This window comes from Streptomyces sp. NPDC017056, from assembly GCF_044332485.1.
GTDB lineage: Bacteria > Actinomycetota > Actinomycetes > Streptomycetales > Streptomycetaceae > Streptomyces.
Genome location: NZ_JBIRPD010000012.1, coordinates 159707 through 176884 on the forward strand (window position 1 = coordinate 159707; position 17178 = coordinate 176884).

Here is a 17178-nt window from a genome sequence, read left to right on the forward strand (position 1 = left end):
GTGAAGAGTCACCCGAACGCCCGCGTGGTATCGCCTAAGGTGGCAGTGTCGCTCCGCACGAAGGAGGTCCCGTGGCATTGGCAGCCCCAGAGCGCAGTCCGCACACGGTCGGCGACGAGGACACGGTCGCATCGATCGAGGACGCCTTCGAAGCGTTGAGCGCGGCAGCCCCCGAGGGGTGGCGCGTGGAGCTGATCGAGGGGGAAATCCACGTGGTGCCACCTGCCAACGGTGAGCATGAGGAGATCGTGTCCGAAGTCGCGGACCAGGTTGCCGGCCGCCGGAAGGACGCGAAGCTCCGCACCCGTACGGGGCTCGGCCTCAGGGTGCCGGGCGCTTCCCTCACCGGGAAGGTCGTCCCCGACCTGGTGATCGCCCCGAAGGGCAGTTTCAGCGACACGTTGGAGTACCACGACCCGTCACCGGTGATGCTGGTCGGTGAGGTGACCTCGGAGTCCACCGCTCACAACGACCGCGGCCCGAAGATGCGGGGCTATGCCCGTGCCGGCATCCCCTTCTATCTGCTGGTCGACAGGGACGCGGGCCAGGTGGTCCTGTACTCCGAACCCGCCGGGGAGAGGTACACCCGCGAGGCCGCGGTCGCGTTTTCCAAGACGATCACTCTTCCCGCCCCGTTCGACTTCGACATCGACACCGGCGAATTCTGAAACCACGAGCCACGGCCCGGCCCGGGTCCCCAACCCCGGGCCGGGCCGTCGGCGTGCGCTACCAGCTCGACTTCCGCACGCCCGGCAAAAACCCGGCGTGTGCCTGTTCGCGGAGTTTGACGCGGGAGAGGCCGAAGGCGCGGAAGTAGCCGCGGGGGCGGCCGTCGACGCTGTCGCGGTTGCGTACGCGGGTGGCGCTGGCGTCGCGCGGCTGGCGGGAGAGTTCGTGCTGGGCGGCGAGGCGCTCTTGTTCGGGGGTGTGCGGGTTGCGGATGACGGACTTCAACAGGGCTCGCCGGGCGGCGTAGCGCGCCACCGTCGCGCGCCGCTTCTCGTTCTTCGCGATCTTGCTTGCCTTCGCCATCAGACCTTCTCCCCTCGTGCGCGGATGCGGGCGACGGCCGCCTCGATCCCGATCGTGTCCACGGTCTTGATCCCCTTCGCGCTGAGGGTGAGGCGGACGTGCCGGCCCTCGCTCGCCAGCCAGTAGCGCTTGCGCTGGATGTTGGGGTCGAAGCGGCGGGGCGTGCGGCGGTGCGAGTGGGAGACGGAGTTGCCGAAGCCGGGTGTGCGGCCGGTGAGCTGGCAGTGGGCGGACAAGGTCAGAACCTCCTAATGAAAATGGAAACCATTTCTGTATAGTAGCGCCCATGGCCCGCAACGAACTACGACCCGTGATCAAGCTCCGGTCCACCGCCGGCACCGGCTACACGTACGTCACCCGCAAGAACCGCCGTAACAACCCCGACCGGCTGGTCCTGAAGAAGTACGACCCGGTCGCCGGGCGGCACGTCGACTTCCGAGAGGAGCGCTGAGCAGCGTCATGAAGCCTGGAATCCACCCCGCGTACGGGCCCGTCGTCTTCCGTGACCGGGCCGCCGACTTCGCCTTCCTGACCCGGTCGACCGCCACCAGCGACAAGACGATCGAGTGGGAGGACGGCAACACGTACCCGGTCATCGACGTGGAGATCTCCTCGGCGAGCCACCCCTTCTACACGGGGACGGCGCGGGTGCTGGACACCGCGGGCCGCGTCGAGCGGTTCGAGCGGCGTTACGGGAAGCGCGGGGCCCGCTGATGGGCGGCCCGTCGCGGGACGAGGTGCCCGGAGGCGGCCCCGGGGGCGACGCCGCCGACCGGCTGTCCGTGGTGATCGTCGGCGGGCTGCACTCGGATGCCCGCCGTACCGTGGTGGAGCGCCTGCTGCGCGCCGTTCCCGGCAGCGTCGCGCTCCATCACGACCTGGCCTCCGCCGCTGAAGGAACGGTTCAGCGGACCGTACGGGACGCCGGGGGAGTCCTCGATACGGGCGAAGCGCCGCTGGTCAACGACTGCGCCTGCTGCGCGCTCCGCGAGGACCTGGTCCCCGAGCTGGAGCGGCTGGCCGACGGGCGGACCTGCCGGCTGGCCGTCGTCGAACTGTGGGACTCCGTGGAGCCCAAGGCCATGGCCGAGGTCGTCACCGCCTGCGGCGGCGCGGCGCTCGCGCTGACCGGTGTGATCACCGCGGTCGACCCGGCGCTGCTGCTGCCGTACCTGGGCTGCGGCGACGACCTGGCCGAGGCGGGGCTCGCCGCCGCGGCCTCCGACCAGCGGACCGTCGCGGACACCTGGGCCCGGCAGCTGGAGTACCCGCCGGTGCTCGCCGTCGTGCCCGGTGAGGAGGAGGGCGACGCGGCCGACCTGGCGCTGCTCGCCCAACTGCATCCGACGGCACGGCTAGTAGACGTCCGCTCCCCGGAGCAGCTGGCCGCCGAGGCGTTCGCCGGGTTCGATGTGGAGGCTGCCGCGGCGCGGCAGCACCCGGCGTGCGCGCTGCTCCCGCAGGAGGCCGAAACGGACGGTGTCGGCACGCTCGTCTGGCACCGCACCCGGCCCTTCCACCCGGCACGGCTGTACGCGGCGCTGGAGGACCTGAGCTGTGCCGCGGCCCGCAGCCGTGGCCGGTTCTGGCTGGCCGACCGGCCGGACACGCTGCTGTCCTGGGACGCGGCGGGCGGTGCCCTGTGTGTCGAGAACGCGGGGCCGTGGCTGGCCGCGCTGCCGGACGCCGCCTGGGAGCTGGTGCCGCCGGTGCGCCGCGCCGCGGCCGCCATGGACTGGCACGCCGAGCACGGCGACCGCGCGCAGCACCTGGTCTTCACCTCGCCGGGGCTGGACCGGGACGGCCTGGCGTCGCTGCTGGAGTCCTGCCTGCTGACGGACGAGGAGTACGCGGGCGGGCCGCGGGCGTGGAAGCGGCTGGCGCCGGCGTTCGACGAGCTTCTCGACCCTGTTTCTTAGACCGCCAACGGGTCGCGACCGGCCCGTACGACATCAGGAGCGTTTCATGCCCCGTCGGCACGACTCCCGCAAGAAGCCCGCGCCGCGCCGCAATCCGCTGGACGCGGCGGGGATCACCTACATCGACTACAAGGACACCGACCTGCTGCGGAAGTTCATCTCGGACCGCGGCAAGATCCGCAGCCGCCGGGTGACGCGGGTGAGCGCCCAGCAGCAGCGGCAGCTGGCCCGTGCGATCAAGAACGCCCGGGAGATGGCGTTGCTGCCGTACTCCTCGAAGTGAGGGGCCGCTCGGCGGCGGTCGGCGGGGATTTGCCGCTGTTCACGGGGAACTCAGGGTTCTGGCCGGTCTTCCGGGGCACCGACAGGTGTTGCGGAGGACCGGTTTCCTTGTTTCGGGGAACTCTGGCGTCCGGTGATACGTCCCGTGAGCATGGTGTTCGACGAGCTGTGATCGGGTTGCCACGGCCCGTCGTGCACGTGCATCCGACCATGCATTGGCATATGAACGCAGCTATGATCCCAACCAGTTGCAGTTGACACCGGTTACCGCTGTCCGGACTGCCGCTGACCGACCATCACCGACGTCCGACCGCTCAGCGCGCCACTCACCGCCACCGCTGACCGCCGCATCCACCGGGAGACACCTGTGCCCCACGCATACAACGGCATGGCCGCCACGGATCTCCACGGTGTGGCCTGGCAGAAGAGCAGGCGCAGCAACTCGCAGGGCTCCTGCGTGGAGTTCGCCCGACTGCCGGGCGGCGAGATCGCCGTACGCAACTCCCGCTTCCCGGACGGCCCGGCGCTCGTCTACACGCCGGCCGAGGTCGAGGCGATGATCCTGGGCGTCAAGGACGGCGAGTTCGACCACCTGGTACGCGACTAGAAGGGTGTGGTGCGGGCGGATGCTCCGGGGCCCCCGGGCCCCGTGCCCCCGAGGCCCCGAAGCATCCGCCGGTCAGGGCAGCCGGAACTGCGCCCACACGATCTTTCCGTGCGGGGCGCCGGCCAGTGGGTGCCAGCCCCATCCGTCACTGAACGAGTCGACCAGGTGCAGCCCGCGCCCGGACTCCGCGCAGGAGTCGGCCACGCCGGCCTCGGGTGACGCGTCGCTGGAGTCGCGTACCGCGCACACCAGCCGGGACGACCACCGCATCAGGTGCAGCCGGGCGTGCGGGGCCTCGGGCCCGCGGCCGTACGCGTGCGGGTGGTCCGGTTCGCCGTCCGCGTGCGGACCTGCCGCGTCGGCCGGAGTGGTGTGCCGCAGCGCGTTGGTGACGAGTTCGGAGACGACCAGGGCGACGCCGTCGAAGATCTCCTCCAGCTCCCACCGGTCGAGCGTCTCGCGGGTGAACTGCCGGGCACCGCGCACCGATTCGTACCGTGGCGGCAGCGAGTAGGAGGCGGAACCGGAGACGGCCAGGGGGTCGACGGGAGGAAAGCCCTGCCATAACGGCTGGAGCATGGTCAAAACCTTGGTCCCCATGCGAGGCACTCCTGGCATTCGCGGACGTCCTGACCCTGGCCGGGCAAGCCGGATCCGTTGGTCTGGCGGATCTTTCACGAGCGTGCATGCGTGCGCTGCCCATGGTTCCGAATGCGTACGCCAGATGCAAGGGCAGATGCACGTGCACGCGACCGGTTTGGGGGCGGCCGTGCCACTTCACGCGTATTTCTTCCTACGCGTTCTTGTGGAGAGGCCCCACGGACCTCACATATCGGTAACCGGATGAGCACTCAACGAAGCCCGGACGTGGCAGACTGCGGCCCACTGTTGGACGGGGTGGGCCACGGGAGGGTCTGAAAGGTGTCCGCAAGTGAATCGAGCGGGTCTGTGGTGCGGCGCATCCTGCTGGGGGCGCAGCTCCGCAGGTTGCGCGAATCGCGCGGGATCACCCGCGAAGCGGCCGGCTACTCCATCCGCGCCTCCGAGTCGAAGATCAGCCGGATGGAGCTGGGCCGGGTAAGTTTCAAGGCGAGAGACGTGGAGGACCTGCTCACGCTGTACGGCGTGACCGATCCGCAGGAACGCGAGGCGCTTCTCGTCCTGGCCCGCGAGGCCAACGTGGCGGGCTGGTGGCACAGTTACGGCGATGTACTGCCCGGCTGGTTTCAGACATATGTGGGGCTGGAGGGGGCCGCGTCCCTTATCCGTGCCTACGAGGTGCAGTTCGTGCACGGGCTTCTGCAAACGCAGGAGTACGCGCACGCCGTCGTCCGCCGCGGTATGCCGGATGCGAGTGCGGCCGACATAGACCGCCGGGTCGCACTGCGCCTGGAGCGGCAGAAGTTGTTGCTGGCAGAGCGCCCGCCGCAGTTCCACTGCGTGCTCGACGAGGCGGCGCTGCGCCGCCCGTACGGCGACCGCGAGGTGATGCGGGGGCAGTTGCGGCACCTGATCGAACTGTCCGAGCGGCCGAATGTGCGCTTGCAGGTGATGCCGTTCAGCTTCGGCGGGCACGCGGGCGAGAGCGGCGCCTTCACCACGCTCGGCTTCCCGGAGCCCGGCCTGCCCGATGTCGTCTACCTGGAACAGCTGACCAGCGCGCTCTACCTCGACAAGCGGGACGAGGTCGCCCAGTATGCGCGGGTCATGGACCGCCTCCAGGAGGACAGTCCCAATCCGGCCGAGACAAGAGACTTGATACGTGGTCTACTCCAACTGACTTAACCCGTAGGTAGCATGAGTTCCAATCAGGAGTCAGCACCCCCCGGCTAGGGCGCTCCGACCGCGCCCTGTCCTCCAGATTGGGATTTCTCATGTCCTTCTTCGACGAGTTGGCGTATCAGTACATCGACGGCGAGTGGCGGTCCGGCAGCGGCTCGTGGGACATCGTCGATTTCAACCCCTTCAACGGGGAGAAGCTGGCGTCCATAACCGTGGCCACGGTCGACGAGATCGACCAGGCGTACCGCGCCGCCGAACGCGCGCAGGAGGCCTGGGGGGCCACCAACCCGTACACCCGCCGGCTGGTGTTCGAGCGCGCGCTGCGGGTGATCGACGAGCGCGAGCAGGAGATCGCCGCGGCGATCACCGCGGAGGTCGGCGGCACGCAGACCAAGGCGGCCTTCGAGCTGCACCTCGTACGGGAGTTCCTGCGCGAGGCGATCCAGCTGGCGCTGCGCGCCGAGGGCCGCATCCTGCCGTCCCCGGTGGACGGCAAGGAGAACCGGCTCTACCGGCTGCCGGTCGGTGTCGTGGGCGTCATCAGCCCCTTCAACTTCCCCTTCCTGCTGTCGGTCAAGTCGGTGGCGCCCGCGCTCGCGCTCGGCAACGCCGTCGTGCTCAAGCCCCACCAGAACACCCCGGTCTGCGGCGGCGGCCTGGTCGCCAAGATCTTCGAGACGGCCGGGCTGCCGGCGGGCCTGCTCAACGTCGTGGTGACCGACATCGCGGAGATCGGTGACGCGCTCATCGAGCACCCGGTGCCGAAGGTGATCTCCTTCACCGGCTCGGAGAAGGTCGGCCGGCACGTCGCCACCGTCGCCGCCTCGCACTTCAAGCGCACGGTCCTGGAACTGGGCGGCAACAGCGCGCTGGTCGTCCTGGACGACGCCGACATCGACTACGCCGTGGACGCCGCCGTATTCAGCCGCTTCGTGCACCAGGGCCAGGTCTGCATGGCCGCCAACCGGGTGCTGGTGGACCGCGCGGTGGAGCGGGAGTTCACCGAGAAGTTCGTGGCCAAGGTGGAGAGCCTGAAAGTCGGCGACCCCAGCGACCCGGCCACCCACATCGGCCCGCTGATCAACGAGGGGCAGGCGGAGGCCATCGCGGCGCTGGTGGAGCGCGCCGTCGCCGACGGCGGCACCGCGCTCGTACGCGGCACCGTCCGGGGCACCCTGGTCGCGCCGACCGTCCTGACCGGGCTCCCCGAGGGCTCCGTCGCCCTCAACCAGGAGATGTTCGGTCCCGTCGTGGCGCTGGTCCCGTTCGACGGTGACGAGGAGGCGGTACGGATCACCAACGCGTCGCCGTACGGGCTCAGCGGCGCCGTGCACACGGGTGACGTCGAGCGGGGCGTGCGCTTCGCCAAGCGCGTCGTGACCGGCATGATCCACATCAATGACTGCACCGTGCACGACGAGCCGATCGTGCCCTTCGGCGGCGAGAAGGGCTCGGGGGTGGGGCGGCTGAACGGCGACGCGATGGTGGAGTCCTTCACCACCACGAAGTGGATCTCCATCCAGCACGGCCGGTCGCAGTTCCCGTTCTGAACCCGGCGGCGCGCCGCCGCGGACTTCTTTCGATCTAGGACCGCACCTGTCCGCAATGCTGCGTAACTTCGTGGGTGTCGGACCGCGGCACCATCGCCGCCGGTCCCTGGCGAAAGGCGGACCTCATGCCCACTCACGTACTGGCCGAAGCCCACGGTGACGAGCGCGGCGCGCTCCTGGCCTTCCTGGAGGCGCAGCGCGGCGGCCTGCGCCGGTCCGTCCTCGGGCTGACCGACGAGCAGGCCGCGCGCAAGCCGTCCGCCAGCGAGCTGTCCCTGTCCGGCCTGCTCAAGCACGTCGCGGAGGTCGAACTCCAGTGGCTGGAAATGGCCCGGCAGGTGCCGCCGAGCGTCGTACGCGACATGGACAGCTGGCACCTCAGCTTCGAGCTGGAGGGCGCGGAGACGGTCGCGTCCATACTCGCGGCCTGGGAGGAGACGGCGCGCAAGACCGAGCAGTTCATCACGTCCCTGCCGGACCTGAACGGCACCTTCCCGCTGCCCGAGGCGCCCTGGTTCCCGCCGAAGGCCGAGCAGTCGATGCGCTGGCTCCTCCTGCACCTGATCGAGGAGTTCGCCCGGCACGCGGGGCACGCGGACGTCATCCGCGAATCCCTGGACGGCAAGACCGCCTTCACCCTGGTCGACGAGGAGCGTGCGGCGCAGGGCTGAAAGCCCCTTGAAGGTCCCACGGGCCCGGACCCCTCGGGCCGGGCGGCCGCTCCGTCAGCCCTCTTCGGCGCGCAGGTCCACGGCCCGGCGCAGCGTGTCGCGTGCCGCTGCCCGGTCCGCTTCGCTCAGCTCGACCGCGTCCGCGCGGTCGAGCCACGGCGCTGCCGCCGCCGGGCCGTCCGTCTGCGCCGCCATCTCGGCCCGCAGTACGAGGAGTTGCAGGAGCTGGGAGGGTGTCGGGCCGCCGCCCGGCGCCTCGTCCTTCGCCAGCGCCCGGTCGATGACGCGGGCCGCCGCCGCGTGGTCGCCCTTGGACTCGCCGAGCAGCGTCGCCTGATGGAGGGCGCGCGCGTACCGCTCCTTGGGGACGGCCGAGTACTCGAAGCTGTCGGCGATCGGCTGGCCGATGCGTATGCAGTTGCCGCCGGGGTCGGTCATCAGGAACTGCCGCACGCCGTACGACATGTCCTTGAGCGCACCGATCCGCGGCAGCCCCCGGGTCGGCACCTTGCCGAGCGCTGCTTTGAGGCCGGCGCGGAAGGACTCGTAGAGGCCGTCCACGTCGTCGGTCAGGACGTAGCAGGTGCTGTACGAGTTGGTCGGGTCGTACGCCTTCATTCCGAAGAACTGCAGCTCGATGCCGCGGAGGCGGACGCCGCAGTAGGGGTTGGGACTCTTCTGGTAGGAGGTCACCTCGAATCCGAGGGCCCGGTAGAAGTCCAGGAGTTCGTCGATGGAGCGGCACGGGAGGATCGGAATCACGGTCTCGGCCATGCCGGGTAGCTTAAAGCGCGCAGGGCGGGTATTCAAACTTGATTAGAGGGCGGGTCTAGGCTGGCCGCAGCGCGAGTGTGAAGGATGCGAGGAAACGATGTCGGCGATCCGGCTGTTGGTTCTGGGGGCCGTGCGCCAGCACGGGCGGGCGCACGGTTACCAGGTGCGCAACGACCTCGAATACTGGGGCGCCCACGAGTGGTCCAACGCCAAGCCCGGGTCGATCTACCACGCGCTGAAACAGATGGCGAAGCAAGGACTGCTGCTCGCGCACGACATCGCGCCCAGCCCGGCCGGCGGACCACCCCGTACGGAGTACGAGGTGACCGAAGCGGGCTCGGAGGAGTTCTTCAAGCTGCTGCGCGAGTCCCTGTCCCAGTACGACCGCAAGGTGGACGAGCTGAGCGCGGCGATCGGGTTCATCGTCGACCTGCCCCGGGAGGAAGCGGTGGCCCTCTTGAAGGAGCGGGTGCGCGGCCTGGAGGAGTGGCGGAACTCGGTCACCGAGTACTACACGCCCGAGGGCGGCCCGGAGCAGCTCGGCCACATCGGCGAGATCATGAACATGTGGGTGCACTCGGCGGACGGCGGCGCGGAGTGGACGCGCGGGCTGATCGACCGGATCGAGAGCGGCGCGTACGTCTTCGCGGGCGAGGGAGAGCCGTTCGTCGGCATCCTCGCGGAAGGCCAGGAAAACCCGTACGCGACGGGTGAGCCGGACCCGCAGCGCGGTCCGGAGTCCCCGGACTCCGCTTAATCAAGTTTGACTAGTGGGGTTTCGTGCTTTAGCTTCGGGCGAGTAGTCAAACTTGCCTACTGTCTTCGGAGGGCCTCTTGCCCAGCGCCTCGCCCGGCCCCGCTCCCACTCCACCTCCCGCACCCGACTCCGGCCCCGCCGTCCTCGTCGAAGGGCTGACCAAGAAGTACGGCGGGAAAGCCGCCCTGAACGGCCTCGACCTGACCGTGCCCCGCGGCACCGTCCACGCGATCCTCGGCCCCAACGGCGCCGGCAAGACCACGCTCGTACGCATCCTTTCCACCCTGCTGCGCCCCGACGGCGGGACCGCGCGCGTCGCGGGCTTCGACGTACGGCGCCGACCCGACGAGGTACGCGTACGGATCGGGCTGCTCGGCCAGCACGCCGCCGTGGACGAGAACCTCAGCGGCCGTCAGAACCTGGAGATGTTCGGACGGCTCTACCACCTGGGAGCGCGCGCGGCGGCCGCGCGCGCAGGCGTGCTGCTGGAACGTTTCTCGCTCGCCGACACCGGCAAGAAGGCGGTCGCCAAGTACAGCGGCGGCATGCGGCGCCGTCTCGACCTCGCCGCCAGCCTGATCATGTCGCCGCGCATCCTCTTCCTCGACGAGCCCACCACCGGCCTGGACCCGCGAGGCCGCACCGAGGTGTGGAACGCGGTGCGTTCCCTGGTCGGCGGCGGGACGACCGTCCTGCTCACCACGCAGTACCTGGAGGAGGCGGACCAGCTCGCGGACCGCATCTCCGTCATCGACGACGGACGGGTCATCGCGGACGGCACGGCCGACGAACTCAAGGCCGAGGTCGGCGGCGACCGGATCGACGTGGTCCTGCACGACCCGGCCCACCTGGCGCGCGTTGTGGCGGTCCTGGAGACCGCCGCCGGACCCGCCGTCGCCGACGAGGACGCGGGGCGCGTCAGCGCGCCCGTGACCGACCGGATGGCCGCACTCACCGAGACCGTACGGGCCTTGGCGGCGGCCGGCATCGACGCGCAGGACATCGCCCTGCGCCGCCCCACCCTCGACGAGGTCTTCCTGCACCTCACCCACCGGCCCGCCAAGGAGGAGACGACCGTATGAGCACCGCTACGGCACCGGCGCCCCGCACCGCCATGCGTACCGCCGGGTGGGCCGTTGCAGACTCCTGGACCATGACCCGCCGCGGGCTCGCACACTGGGCCCGGCAGCCCGTCCAGGTCGTCGTCGGCCTGGTCTTCCCCGTAATGATGCTGGTGATGTTCGGGTACTTCCTCGGCGGCGGCATGGCGCTGCCGGGCGGCGGCGACTACAAGGAGTTCCTGGTCCCCGGGATGCTCGCGCTGACCATGGCCTTCGGCCTGGAGGCGACGATGGTCGCGGTCACGCAGGACCTCAACAAGGGCGTCATCGACCGCTTCCGGTCCATGCCGATGGCCCCGTCGGCCGTGCTGATCGGCCGTAGCGTCCTGGACATGCTGGAGTCGGCCGTCAGCCTGCTGGTGATGATCGGCGCCGGGCTGGCCATGGGCTGGCGGTGGCACGGTGGCTTCGGTGACGCGCTGTACGCGGTGGGGCTGCTGCTCCTGCTGCGCTTCGCGATGCTGTGGATCGGCATCCACCTGGCCCTGGTGGCCGGCAAACCGGAACTCGTCCAGGCCGTACAGATCCTGGTCTGGCCCGTCGGATTCCTCTCCAGCGCGTTCGTCTCCCAGGCGTCCATGCCCGGCTGGCTGGGCGCGGTAGCCGAGTGGAACCCGATGTCCGCGACGGCGGGAGCGGTGCGCGAACTCTTCGGCAACCCGCGCTGGGCGGACGGAAGCTGGGCCTCCCAGCACGCGGAACTCCTCGCCGTGGCCTGGCCGCTGGCGCTGCTCGCGGTGTTTTTTCCGCTGGCGGTGGGGAGGTTCGGGAGGATGGGGAGGTGAGGGGGCCGCTCATGCCTCGATGAGGTCCCGCAGGTCGACGTCGACGGGAAACGGGAGGCTCGTGGCCAACTTGCCGGTATGGACGGGGCGCTCGGGGCTGGGCACGTAGACCCCCGATTCGTGGTGCAGCCAGAACTCGTGCACCACGGGCAAGTCGTCCTCGTCCCGCTCGATGCGCCAGAAGTAGTCGATGCCGGCTTCGGCGTACAGGCCCGGCTTGAGGAAGCGGTCGTGCTGGCGGGAGCCGGTCGAGACTACTTCGACGGCGAGCACGGTGTTCTGCGCGGGGGTGCAGTGAAGGGTTCTGCTGTCGAGACCACGTTTGTCGAAGACGATCACATCCGGCTTCGGGACGTTGCGCTCGTCGAGCATGGTCCACCGCTCGACGTTGACGCCGAAGGGCTCCACCCGAGCACTCCGGAGCCGGAAGTACAACTCGTCCCGGACCAGGTCGTGCCACCACTTGGTCGCTCCACGTACCACGATCTTCCCGTCCACGAGTTCCCAGTCGTACGGCAGGGTCAGCTCTTTCACCTGGTCGTACGTCCAGCCATCGGGCGGCGGGTACATCCAGCTGTCCGGGGTGGCACGCTCTCCCTGCTGGTACTCGGCTTCTGCGGCCATTGGTGCTCCCATGTACCGGATCGTGTACGCGTTCGTGGCCACGCGTCCCGTGAACGACCGTAGCGCCACTCGTGCGGGTGACGAGGTGTGGCGCGCCCCGTCGTGGAGCACAGTGGACGGAGTGCCAACAACCCGGTTGGGTGCGGGTTTGACAACTGTTCCGTACAGGTATTGCGCGGGCCGGTCCACGAACTTAGGCTTACCTAACTTACGCGTTGACGGGGGTGCGGATCCGCCGGACCCGCCGTGCCGTTTCCCGGCCGTCCGACCGGTGCGGAAACGGCGTCCGAGGCGACCCGAAGGAGCGGACGTGGAAGCGAACGAGGAACGGGCGACATCGGCACGCGCGGCTCGAAGCACCGTCTCCCAGCTGCTGTTCGGGCAGTTGGCCACGTACGCCGTCGGCGCCGCCGTCCGGCTCGGCGTCTTCGACCGCATCGGCGACGGCACCCGTACGGCGGACGATGTGGCGACCGCGTCCGGCACCCACCCGCAGGCCACGCTGCGCCTGCTGCGCGGCCTGGCCGGACTGGATCTGCTGGTCGAACACGAGCCGGGCGTCTTCGAGGCCACCGCTGCCGGGGCGCTGCTGCGCAGCGACGCCCGGGACTCCTTGGCCGCGCTGGCCCGCATTTTCAGCGAGCCGGTCATGACCCGGGCCAGGGAGCGCATGGAGGACAGCGTCCGCAGCGGCGCGCCCGCCTTCGACTCGATCTTCGGTACGGACTTCTTCAGCCACCTCAAGGGCAAGCCGGAGCTGTCGGAGGTGTTCAACGCCGCCATGGGCCAGAGCACCAGGATCGCGGCGCAGGACGTACCGTCGCACTACGACTTCGGCCGCTTCTCCACCATCGTGGACGTGGGCGGCGGGGACGGCACCCTGCTCGCCGCCGTTCTGCGGGCCCACCCGGCACCGCGCGGGGTGATCTACGACTCCGCCGAAGGGCACGCCCAGGCCGCCGCCAAACTGGCCGCCGAGGGCGTCGCCGACCGCGTGACACTGGAGACCGGCGACTTCTTCACGGCCGCGCCGCCGGGCGGCGACCTGTACATGTTGAAGAGCGTCATCCACGACTGGAACGACGAGCAGTGCGCGGCCATCCTGGGTCACATCCGGGACGTACTGCCCGCGGACGGGCGGCTGCTGATCGTCGAACCGGTGCTCGCCGACACCGTGCAGCCGGGCGCGTCCGCCCTGGCCTACCTGAGTGACCTGAACATGCTGGTGAACGTGGGCGGCCGGGAGCGCACCCGGGCCGACTTCGAGGAACTGTGCGCCACGGCCGGCTTCAAGATCACCGGCGTCACCCCGCTGCCGGCTCCGGACCTGTACGTCCTCATCGAGGCCGCGGCGGTCTGAGCCGGTACGGACCGGCCCGGCCCCGGCCGGCCGGTCCGCCAGGCGCCGCCCGGCAACCTGCCCGGCCGGGCGGCGCCGGCATGCGCTTGCGGCGCCGTAGCCGGGTGGCTGTCGCCTGTAGGACCGAAACGGTCCTAGAAGCGCCTTAGTGTCGTCCCGTCACGCACCGCCGAAGAAGGGGACGAGAACGATGAACCACGCTGCGCCCGAGGGCTACACGAACGTCGCGCCGTGGGTGGTCACCGACGACACCGGCGCGCTGCTCGACTTCGTCGCCGCGGCCTTCGGCGGCCAAGAGCTCGCGCGGGTGGCGGTTGAGGACGGCACCATCGGCCACGGCGAGATACGCGTCGGTGACACGGTCGTGCTGGCCTTCGACCGGCGTGCCGACTGGCCGGTGATGCCCGCGCTGCTGCGGGTCTACGTCCCGGACGCGGACGCCGCGATGGCCGCCGCGGTCGCGCACGGGGCACAGGTGGTCACCGAGGCGGCGGACAGCGCGTGGGGGGACCGCGGCGGCAGGGTGCGGGATCCGTTCGGCAACATCTGGTGGGTGATGAGCCGGGTCGAGCAGGTCGCCCCCGACGTGGCCTGGCAGCGCATGTACGAGCCGAAGTACGCCGAGGCGATGCGTACTGCCCAGGAAACCCTGGACGCCACGCTCAGCGGCCGGGCAACAGGGGTGGCAAGCGCCCCCCTGCACCCGGCACACGCGAGCACTCCCGTGACCTGAGGCTGGGCTGGGCGGGGCTGTAGCGGGCCGCGCCCGTCGGGTCAGCCGGTGCCGGCCAGGGACAACTTCGCCGCGAAGCCCAGGAACGCGGTGCCGGCGGCTGCGGAGAGGCCGGCGGTGAGGCGCTTGCGGCGGCGGAAGGTGGCGGCGAGGTAGGTGCCGCTGAAGATCAGGACGGAGAGGTAGGTGAGGCTGAAGAGCTGGGCCCAGGCGCCGAGGGTGAGGAAGGAGAGCACGGGGTGGGCGTACTGCGGGTCGACGAACTGGACGAAGAAAGAGATGAAGAAAAGGATGGCTTTGGGGTTGAGGAGGCTGATGACCAGGGCGCGGCGGTAGGGGCGTTCCGCGGCCGGCTTCGGGGTCTCGGCGGACTTCTTGCGCAGGGCCTTGGCGGCCTCGCGGTTGCGCCACAGGGACCACGCGCCGCGCAGCATGCCGACGGCCAGCCAGGTCAGGTAGCCCGCGCCGGCGAATTTCACGATGCCGAAGAGGACGGGGCTGGCCTGGAGGAGCGAGGCGACGCCGCCTGCCGACAGTGTCATCAGGATCGTGTCGCCGCACAGGACGCCGGCCGCGGCGCGGTAGGCGACGCGCGGGCCGCGTCGGGCCGCGACGGAGACGACGTACAGCGAGTTCGGCCCCGGCAGCAGGACGATGAGCGCGAGGCCCGCCAAGTAGGTCGGAAGATCGGTTATCCCCAGCATGGCGGCAGGATGCCACTCACGTCCCATTGGCCCCAGAGGTTTCCGGTATACGGACTTGCACCTCACGTGGCGTGAGGATTCATCGTGGAGCGCGTACCGAGAAGGAGGGCGGGGGCAGTGGGCTACTCCGTAGGGCAGGTTGCCGGGTTCGCCGGTGTGACGGTGCGTACTTTGCACCATTACGACGAGATCGGGCTGCTGGTGCCGGGCGAGCGCAACCACGCGGGCCACCGGCGCTACGGCGAGGACGACCTCGACCGGCTCCAGCAGATCATGTTCTACCGGGAGCTCGGTTTCCCGCTCGACGAGGTGGCGGCTCTCCTGGACGATCCGGACGCCGACCCGCAGGAGCACCTGCGGCGGCAGCACGCGCTGCTGAGCGAACGGATCGGCAAGCTCCAGGCGATGGCCGCCGCCGTCGAACACGCCATGGAGGCACGCAAGATGGGGATCAATCTCACGCCCGAGGAGAAGTTCGAGGTGTTCGGGGACTTCGACCCGGACGAGTACGCCGACGAGGTGCGCGAGCGCTGGGGGAGCACCGACGCGTACAAGGAGTCGCAGCGGCGGACGGCCTCGTACACCAAAGAGGACTGGAAGCGGGTGACGGAGCAGTTCGACGCCGTTCACCGGAAGATGGCCGAGACGATGGAGCGCGGGGTGCCGGCCGACTCGGCGGAGGCGATGGACGTGGCCGAGGAGCACCGCCGGACCATCGCGTCCGGCTACTACGACTGCTCGCACGAGATGCACACCTGCCTCGGCGAGATGTACGTCGCGGACGAGCGCTTCACCGCCACCTACGAGGCCATCCGGCCGGGCCTGGCGGTCTACCTGCGGGACGCGATCGTCGCCAACGCGGCCCGCAACGGTTGAGTCGTACGGGGCAGGGGAGCGCGCCCCCTGGCCCGTACGGTCGCAACGGCACCGTTACGACGTATTCAGCCCGCCTTCGGGGCGATCACCACGGCGGTCCCGTACGCGCAGACCTCCGTGCCCACGTCCGCCGCTTCCGTCACGTCGAAGCGGAACATCAGGACCGCGTTGGCGCCCCGGGACCGCGCCTGTTCCACCAGGCGCTCCATCGCCTGGTTACGGGTCTGCACGAGCGTCTTCGTCAGGCCCTTCAACTCGCCGCCGACCATCGATTTCAGGCCGGCCCCGATCTGGCTGCCCAGGTGGCGCGAGCGCACCGTCAGGCCGAAGACCTCGCCGATGACCCGCTGCACCTCGTATCCGGGGACGTCGTTGGTCGTCACCACCAGCACGTCGGCCTGCGCGGCCTGGCCGCCGCCGAATTCCTCGATGCCCATCGTGTGTCCTGTCCCTCCGTACGGTGAGCCCGCCGGGGGCCGGCTCCTCGTGGGGAGCGTCTCACGGCGTGCGGCGGGACGCGGGTACGCGCGGGGTGGTGTCCGGGCATGGTGCGCGAGAGGCGGCCGCGGCCGCCGGGGCGGCCGTGCCGGGCCCGCCGGGGCCGTTACGGGACGGCTGGAACCAAGCCCATTCATCCGGCGTTGATAGCTTTGGGCCGCACACTGCGCCTGTACCCCCGTCGCACCGCACGATCCGGCGCCCTCGACCCAGGAGCTTTCACCCCGTGAATACTCTCGCGCTCGGCCCCCAGTGGCTGGACCCGGACTACCTGATCGGCACGTTCGGGCTGATCGGCGTGCTGATCATCGTCTTCGCGGAGTCCGGCCTGCTGATCGGGTTCTTCCTGCCGGGCGACTCGCTCCTGTTCACCACCGGCCTGCTGGTGACGACCAACAAGCTGGACACGCCGCTGTGGCTGGTGTGCCTGCTCGTCGTGGTCTCGGCGGTCCTCGGCGACCAGGCCGGCTTCCTCTTCGGCCGCAAGGTCGGGCCCGCGCTCTTCAAGCGCCCGGACTCCAGGCTCTTCAAGCAGGAGAACGTGGAGAAGGCGCACGAGTTCTTCGAGAAGCACGGCCCGAAGTCGCTGATCCTGGCCCGCTTCGTGCCGGTCGTGCGGACCTTCACGCCCATCATCGCGGGCGTCAGCAAGATGAACTACCGCTCGTTCATCACCTTCAACCTCATCGGCGGCGCGCTGTGGGGGGCCGGTGTCACCCTGCTCGGCGCCGCCCTCGGCAACATCGAGTTCGTCCACCAGCACATCGAGCTGATCCTCGTCGCGATCGTGCTGGTCTCGGTCGTCCCGATCGCCATCGAGTACCTGCGCGCCCGCGGCAAGAACAAGAAGGCCGCAGACCGGGCGCCGTACGACCCGGTGGGCGCCGTGCAGGCGCCCGCACGGCCCGCCAACGACGGCCGGCGCGGGCGGCACGCGAAGCGGTGACCTCCAGGCCCCGGCCGGTGGCCGCCCGTACCGCGTGACGGTGCGGGCGGCCACCGCCGTGTGAGGCCAGGACCCGCCAAAACCGGCCGCGCTGAAATGGAAGGTTTCCTTCCGTTTCGCGGCCCTCCAGGAAGATCCGAGTCTCGGGTTTCTCCTG

23 protein-coding genes are annotated in these 17178 nt (G+C 70.0%); 16 read left to right on the top strand and 7 right to left on the bottom strand.

The window, feature by feature from the left end; translation table 11 throughout:
* Window positions 1–71 precede the first annotated feature (71 nt).
* On the top strand, window positions 72–668 hold the full coding sequence (locus ACH4OW_RS23240; RefSeq protein WP_398029874.1) for a Uma2 family endonuclease: 597 nt from the start codon (window positions 72–74) through the stop codon (window positions 666–668).
* A 58-nt stretch (window positions 669–726) separates the two neighbouring features.
* Here ACH4OW_RS23240 and rpsN read toward each other — a convergent pair whose 3' ends face one another.
* Both rpsN and rpmB read right to left on the bottom strand, forming a co-directional pair.
* Window positions 727–1032 (bottom strand): 30S ribosomal protein S14, encoded by a 306-nt coding sequence (rpsN, locus tag ACH4OW_RS23245; RefSeq protein WP_360138492.1) that lies wholly within the window; start codon window positions 1030–1032, stop codon window positions 727–729.
* Window positions 1032–1268 carry a 50S ribosomal protein L28 gene (rpmB, locus tag ACH4OW_RS23250; RefSeq protein ID WP_360138489.1) on the bottom strand — a complete coding sequence of 79 codons (237 nt, stop codon included), beginning with the start codon at window positions 1266–1268 and terminating at the stop codon, window positions 1032–1034. The genes rpsN and rpmB overlap by 1 nt, the downstream gene beginning before the upstream one ends.
* A gap of 50 nt (window positions 1269–1318) precedes the next feature.
* Here rpmB and rpmG point away from each other — a divergent pair, with 50 nt between their 5' ends.
* The 5 genes from rpmG (at window position 1319) to ACH4OW_RS23275 (ending at window position 3840) form a co-directional block, all read left to right on the top strand.
* The gene (rpmG, locus tag ACH4OW_RS23255) at window positions 1319–1483 is read left to right on the top strand and encodes a 50S ribosomal protein L33 (protein ID WP_030260286.1); all 165 of its coding nucleotides are present in this window, start codon (window positions 1319–1321) and stop codon (window positions 1481–1483) included.
* 8 nt (window positions 1484–1491) lie between these two features.
* Complete coding sequence (locus tag ACH4OW_RS23260) at window positions 1492–1746, top strand: type B 50S ribosomal protein L31 (RefSeq protein WP_003984634.1); 255 nt, start codon at window positions 1492–1494, stop codon at window positions 1744–1746.
* Window positions 1746–2951: a GTP-binding protein gene (locus tag ACH4OW_RS23265; protein ID WP_398029875.1), complete on the top strand. Its 1206-nt coding sequence runs from the start codon at window positions 1746–1748 to the stop codon at window positions 2949–2951. The genes ACH4OW_RS23260 and ACH4OW_RS23265 overlap by 1 nt, the downstream gene beginning before the upstream one ends.
* 46 nt (window positions 2952–2997) lie before the next feature.
* A complete protein-coding gene (gene rpsR, locus ACH4OW_RS23270; RefSeq protein ID WP_360138482.1) occupies window positions 2998–3234 on the top strand; it encodes a 30S ribosomal protein S18 in 237 nt (78 codons plus the stop codon).
* Window positions 3235–3600: 366 nt separating this feature from the next.
* Window positions 3601–3840 (top strand): DUF397 domain-containing protein, encoded by a 240-nt coding sequence (locus tag ACH4OW_RS23275; protein ID WP_398029876.1) that lies wholly within the window; start codon window positions 3601–3603, stop codon window positions 3838–3840.
* 72 nt (window positions 3841–3912) lie between these two features.
* Here ACH4OW_RS23275 and ACH4OW_RS23280 read toward each other — a convergent pair whose 3' ends face one another.
* Window positions 3913–4440, bottom strand: a complete 528-nt coding sequence (locus ACH4OW_RS23280) for an ATP-binding protein (RefSeq protein WP_360138477.1) — start codon at window positions 4438–4440, stop codon at window positions 3913–3915.
* Window positions 4441–4761: 321 nt separating this feature from the next.
* Between ACH4OW_RS23280 and ACH4OW_RS23285 the strand changes: the two genes are divergently transcribed.
* The 3 genes from ACH4OW_RS23285 to ACH4OW_RS23295 all read left to right on the top strand — a co-directional run bounded on the left by ACH4OW_RS23285 (window position 4762) and on the right by ACH4OW_RS23295 (window position 7843).
* Window positions 4762–5625 (top strand): helix-turn-helix transcriptional regulator, encoded by an 864-nt coding sequence (locus tag ACH4OW_RS23285; RefSeq protein ID WP_360138474.1) that lies wholly within the window; start codon window positions 4762–4764, stop codon window positions 5623–5625.
* An 89-nt stretch (window positions 5626–5714) separates the two neighbouring features.
* Window positions 5715–7172, top strand: a complete 1458-nt coding sequence (locus ACH4OW_RS23290; protein WP_360138471.1) for an aldehyde dehydrogenase family protein — start codon at window positions 5715–5717, stop codon at window positions 7170–7172.
* 125 nt (window positions 7173–7297) lie between these two features.
* Entirely contained in the window at window positions 7298–7843 is a 546-nt protein-coding gene (locus ACH4OW_RS23295) for a DinB family protein (RefSeq protein WP_398029877.1), read from the top strand.
* A 54-nt stretch (window positions 7844–7897) separates the two neighbouring features.
* On the opposite strand, the gene ACH4OW_RS23300 is transcribed toward ACH4OW_RS23295, so the two are convergent.
* Window positions 7898–8617, bottom strand: a complete 720-nt coding sequence (locus ACH4OW_RS23300) for a bleomycin resistance protein (RefSeq protein ID WP_398029878.1) — start codon at window positions 8615–8617, stop codon at window positions 7898–7900.
* Between the two features lie 97 nt (window positions 8618–8714).
* Here ACH4OW_RS23300 and ACH4OW_RS23305 point away from each other — a divergent pair, with 97 nt between their 5' ends.
* The 3 genes from ACH4OW_RS23305 to ACH4OW_RS23315 all read left to right on the top strand — a co-directional run bounded on the left by ACH4OW_RS23305 (window position 8715) and on the right by ACH4OW_RS23315 (window position 11280).
* Window positions 8715–9374 carry a PadR family transcriptional regulator gene (locus ACH4OW_RS23305; RefSeq protein ID WP_398029879.1) on the top strand — a complete coding sequence of 220 codons (660 nt, stop codon included), beginning with the start codon at window positions 8715–8717 and terminating at the stop codon, window positions 9372–9374.
* A 77-nt stretch (window positions 9375–9451) separates the two neighbouring features.
* A complete protein-coding gene (locus tag ACH4OW_RS23310) occupies window positions 9452–10456 on the top strand; it encodes an ATP-binding cassette domain-containing protein (RefSeq protein ID WP_398029880.1) in 1005 nt (334 codons plus the stop codon).
* Window positions 10453–11280, top strand: a complete 828-nt coding sequence (locus ACH4OW_RS23315; protein ID WP_398029881.1) for an ABC transporter permease — start codon at window positions 10453–10455, stop codon at window positions 11278–11280. Before ACH4OW_RS23310 ends, ACH4OW_RS23315 begins: the two co-directional genes overlap by 4 nt.
* Window positions 11281–11289: 9 nt before the next feature.
* Here the strand turns inward: ACH4OW_RS23315 and ACH4OW_RS23320 are convergent, their stop codons facing one another.
* A complete protein-coding gene (locus tag ACH4OW_RS23320; protein WP_398029882.1) occupies window positions 11290–11904 on the bottom strand; it encodes a Uma2 family endonuclease in 615 nt (204 codons plus the stop codon).
* Window positions 11905–12214: 310 nt separating this feature from the next.
* Between ACH4OW_RS23320 and ACH4OW_RS23325 the strand changes: the two genes are divergently transcribed.
* A complete protein-coding gene (locus tag ACH4OW_RS23325; RefSeq protein WP_398029883.1) occupies window positions 12215–13264 on the top strand; it encodes a methyltransferase in 1050 nt (349 codons plus the stop codon).
* 190 nt (window positions 13265–13454) lie between these two features.
* The gene (locus tag ACH4OW_RS23330) at window positions 13455–13997 is read left to right on the top strand and encodes a VOC family protein (RefSeq protein ID WP_398029884.1); all 543 of its coding nucleotides are present in this window, start codon (window positions 13455–13457) and stop codon (window positions 13995–13997) included.
* A 41-nt stretch (window positions 13998–14038) separates the two neighbouring features.
* On the opposite strand, the gene leuE is transcribed toward ACH4OW_RS23330, so the two are convergent.
* Entirely contained in the window at window positions 14039–14701 is a 663-nt protein-coding gene (gene leuE, locus ACH4OW_RS23335; protein ID WP_360138450.1) for a leucine efflux protein LeuE, read from the bottom strand.
* Between the two features lie 117 nt (window positions 14702–14818).
* Here leuE and ACH4OW_RS23340 point away from each other — a divergent pair, with 117 nt between their 5' ends.
* The gene (locus ACH4OW_RS23340; RefSeq protein ID WP_360138447.1) at window positions 14819–15577 is read left to right on the top strand and encodes a MerR family transcriptional regulator; all 759 of its coding nucleotides are present in this window, start codon (window positions 14819–14821) and stop codon (window positions 15575–15577) included.
* 65 nt (window positions 15578–15642) lie between these two features.
* On the opposite strand, the gene ACH4OW_RS23345 is transcribed toward ACH4OW_RS23340, so the two are convergent.
* Window positions 15643–16014: a YbjQ family protein gene (locus ACH4OW_RS23345; RefSeq protein ID WP_360138444.1), complete on the bottom strand. Its 372-nt coding sequence runs from the start codon at window positions 16012–16014 to the stop codon at window positions 15643–15645.
* A 287-nt stretch (window positions 16015–16301) separates the two neighbouring features.
* Between ACH4OW_RS23345 and ACH4OW_RS23350 the strand changes: the two genes are divergently transcribed.
* Window positions 16302–17021, top strand: coding sequence for a DedA family protein (locus tag ACH4OW_RS23350; protein ID WP_398029885.1), 720 nt, complete (start codon window positions 16302–16304; stop codon window positions 17019–17021).
* Window positions 17022–17178 lie beyond the last annotated feature (157 nt).